The sequence below is a fragment of the Pedobacter sp. genome (assembly GCF_041662865.1).
GTDB lineage: Bacteria > Bacteroidota > Bacteroidia > Sphingobacteriales > Sphingobacteriaceae > Pedobacter.
Map to the genome: position 1 here is coordinate 1 of NZ_JBAZRL010000104.1, position 3,239 is coordinate 3,239.

The window sequence follows — 3,239 nt, forward strand, 5'->3', positions numbered from 1 at the left end:
GATTTTATCGTGTATTCACTTGGTCCTTTTTCTAGGTTCAATACTCTGCTTTACGTTTGTTGGTGACTATAGAAACATCGAGGATAAACGACTTGGCTTTTTAAAATACCTAGGTGATTTAGTAGTAATGACAGGTCTTATTGGAATTGCTGGCGGATTAATGACAGCGCTAACTATAAATCTGTTTCTATTAATTGGTATTCATATTGAAACCTTTTACTTTGATTACATTGGAATTTTCGGAGCTTCTGCTGCACCATTAGTTGCTACCTACCTTATACAAACCAATCCGCAATTAGTAGGTAAAATTTCACCAGTAATCGCTAAATTATTCAGTCCGCTGGTTTTAGTGATGTTGGTAGTTTATTTAGTCGCGATAATATATTCAGCTAAAAATCCATACAACGATCGTGAGTTCTTACTGATCTTTAATGCACTCTTAGTTGGGGTAATGGCGCTTATCTTCTTTTCTGTTGCAGAAACTAATCAATCCACTAAAAGTAATACACAAATTTGGATACTATTTTTTCTTTCTATTGTTACCATAATCGTAAATGGTGTAGCCTTTTCTGCCATCATATTCCGAATTGTTCAATGGGGAGTTACACCAAACAGAGCTGCGGTTTTAGGTAGTAATGCGTTGATATTAATCAACCTTTTATTGGTAACGTTCCAATTGTATAAAGCAGCTCAAAGAAAAGTGAACATCAGTGCAGTGGGTAAAACCATTGCCTATTACTTACCTGTTTATTTAATTTGGGCAATTATAGTAACCTTTATATTTCCGTTTTTATTTGGCTTTAAATAATGGAATAACAATTTATATCAATACTAAAAGGAGAGACAGTTATGATTGTTTCTCCTTTTTATTTTTTAGGCTTTAATACCAAGATCATGGAACAATCTTCCATTTTTGTTTTAGCATTTTCTAAGTTGGCATAAGCAAGAAATAAATAAAGGCATGACTATTTTAAAGCGAAATCGCACTTAATATTATTATTCTGATCTAGTTTTGACATTTTTTTTGCTGTGGGGCAACATTATTTAATTACATTTGCTAAAAATAATAGTATTTATTCCTGCCGTATGAATGTGACTGTCCTTGCTATATTTGATGAATTTAACCCCAACGCTGCTTTAGCCAAAGTAATGAAAGAACGATTAATTCGCTTAGCCACTGAATTGCAAGATGTTCATTTAAAAACCTTTTCTAATCTTAAACCTTTATCAGATGATGTAGTAATTTACGTCAGTTATAATCCAAAATATACTATCCGCTGGAGAATTGTAAACGATGTACCTGGCTTTGTAGAAATAGAAGTGGCAAAAATCTGTGCTTTATTAAATTATATCCCTTGGAAAACTTCGGCTATTAATGTGTTTAAGCAGAATTAAAGCTGTTCAATTTTCTAGATGTCACAAAAAGGGTTATTACTCCACCGAAAATCATTATCCTTATTAATATATAATAAAACTTCAAGAACAAACTGAATGCCTTGTGTGTTAAATGAAAGTTAACATAGTTTAACCATATATATTGCCAATTAGTTTTATCATAAAACATTGTTAGATTTATTGCAAACAGATAATACATTCAGAAACCCAATGGATAAGAAGGATAACCTTGATAATGTTTTTAAAGAAGAAATAAAAAAACCATCAGATTTTAAGTTTGGCGCCACAGTTGCTAATGCTTTTGATGATATGGTTGAACGTTCTGTGCCTTTCTATAATGAAATACAGCGCATGATTATAGAGTTGGCTATAGAACATGCTCTGCCTCATACTAATGTAATAGATTTAGGTTGTTCAACTGGTACAACCATGATAGGATTAAATCCCTATGTTGAAGAAAATATTAAGTTTATCGGAGTGGATGATTCCGCAGAAATGCTAAAAAAATGTGATGTTAAACTAAAACAAGCAGATTTTAAAAGAAACTACGAATTAGTAGAGGCCGATTTACACGAAGACATTAAAATCGAAAATGCATCTGTAGTCATTTTATGTTTAACACTACAATTTGTTCGTCCAATTTTTCGCGAAAAATTATTAAAGAAAATATACGATGGGTTAGTTCCAGGAGGTGTATTAATTATTTCCGAAAAAATCCTAGCGGAGGATAGTCTCTTTAACAGAAACTTTATTAAATACTATTACGATTATAAACGTCGAAATAATTATAGTGAAATGGAGATTTCACAAAAGCGAGAGGCTTTAGAAAATGTCTTAATTCCTTATAAGCTAAGTGAAAACTTCAAAATGCTTAAAGAAGCAGGTTTTCCTCACACCGAAACCTTTTTTAAATGGTATAATTTCACAGGCTTTATCGCAGTAAAAAACTAAAATGATCGCTATAGGTAACTTCTTTTTTAAGTACAGAAATTTCTTATTTATTTTCCTGTATCTCGCTTTGTTTATTCCATCTCCTCAACTGTTTAGAGAGAGTGCATTAGGTCCAAATTATTATTTATATCCATTAATTATAGGTTTGTTCATTACTATTTTTGGACAATTAATTCGTGGTGTAGCAATTGCTTTAGCGTATATAGTACGTGGCGGAAAAGATAAAAATGTGTACGCAGATCATTTAGTAGTCGAAGGATTTTTTAACCATTGTCGCAATCCATTATATGTGGGAAATGTTTTAATGCTAGTTGGCGTAGGTATTTTGATCAACTCATTATTGTTCATGGCTATATTTATTCCTCTGTTTTTGTTTATTTATCAAGCAATTGTATTAGCTGAAGAAAATTTTTTAAGAAATAAATTTGGTGAGCAATTCGATTCTTATTGTGCTCGTGTAGATCGATGGTGGATTAATTTTAATGGCCTTGGAAAAACCATAACTAATATGACATTTAATGGGAAACGTTGGCTTATTAAAGAATACAATACACAAACCGTTTGGTTAGCAGGAATAGTAATAATTCTACTTTTTTATTACCCACAACTAACACAGGGTGATGAAGAACTTAGAAATAATATCGGTATTGCTGCTGCAATTGTATTGGCTGTTTATTACCTTACCATCCGTTATTTAAAGAAAAGCGGTACATGGAAAGGATAAGTTTTAACTTCTCTATCAAACTAGTTGTGGTTTGTTTTTTATTTTCATTTGCAGTAAATGCACAAAGCATTAATAAACCACTTTTTAATCAAGATAGCTTAAAACTAATCTCATCCCAACTTAAATTTACAGAGGGTGCATCTGTAGATAAAAAAGGAAATGTATTTTT

General features: G+C 31.6%; 4 protein-coding genes and 1 pseudogene. All 5 read left to right on the plus strand.

All coding sequences use genetic code 11. The features are described 5' to 3' along the window. Positions 1-808, plus strand: an 808-nt coding sequence (locus WC622_RS16610) for a hypothetical protein (protein ID WP_372820811.1), incomplete at its 5' end; no start/stop codon positions are given. A gap of 278 nt (positions 809-1,086) precedes the next feature. Further along, positions 1,087-1,395, plus strand: coding sequence for a hypothetical protein (locus tag WC622_RS16615; protein WP_372820812.1), 309 nt, complete (start codon positions 1,087-1,089; stop codon positions 1,393-1,395). 168 nt (positions 1,396-1,563) lie between these two features. Further along, positions 1,564-2,346 (plus strand): carboxy-S-adenosyl-L-methionine synthase CmoA, encoded by a 783-nt coding sequence (cmoA, locus tag WC622_RS16620; RefSeq protein ID WP_372820813.1) that lies wholly within the window; start codon positions 1,564-1,566, stop codon positions 2,344-2,346. Between the two features lies 1 nt (position 2,347). Next, entirely contained in the window at positions 2,348-3,070 is a 723-nt protein-coding gene (locus tag WC622_RS16625) for an isoprenylcysteine carboxylmethyltransferase family protein (RefSeq protein WP_372820814.1), read from the plus strand. Further along, positions 3,058-3,239: pseudogene (locus WC622_RS16630) on the plus strand (hypothetical protein); the annotation flags it as partial. The gene WC622_RS16625 and the pseudogene WC622_RS16630, both read left to right, overlap by 13 nt.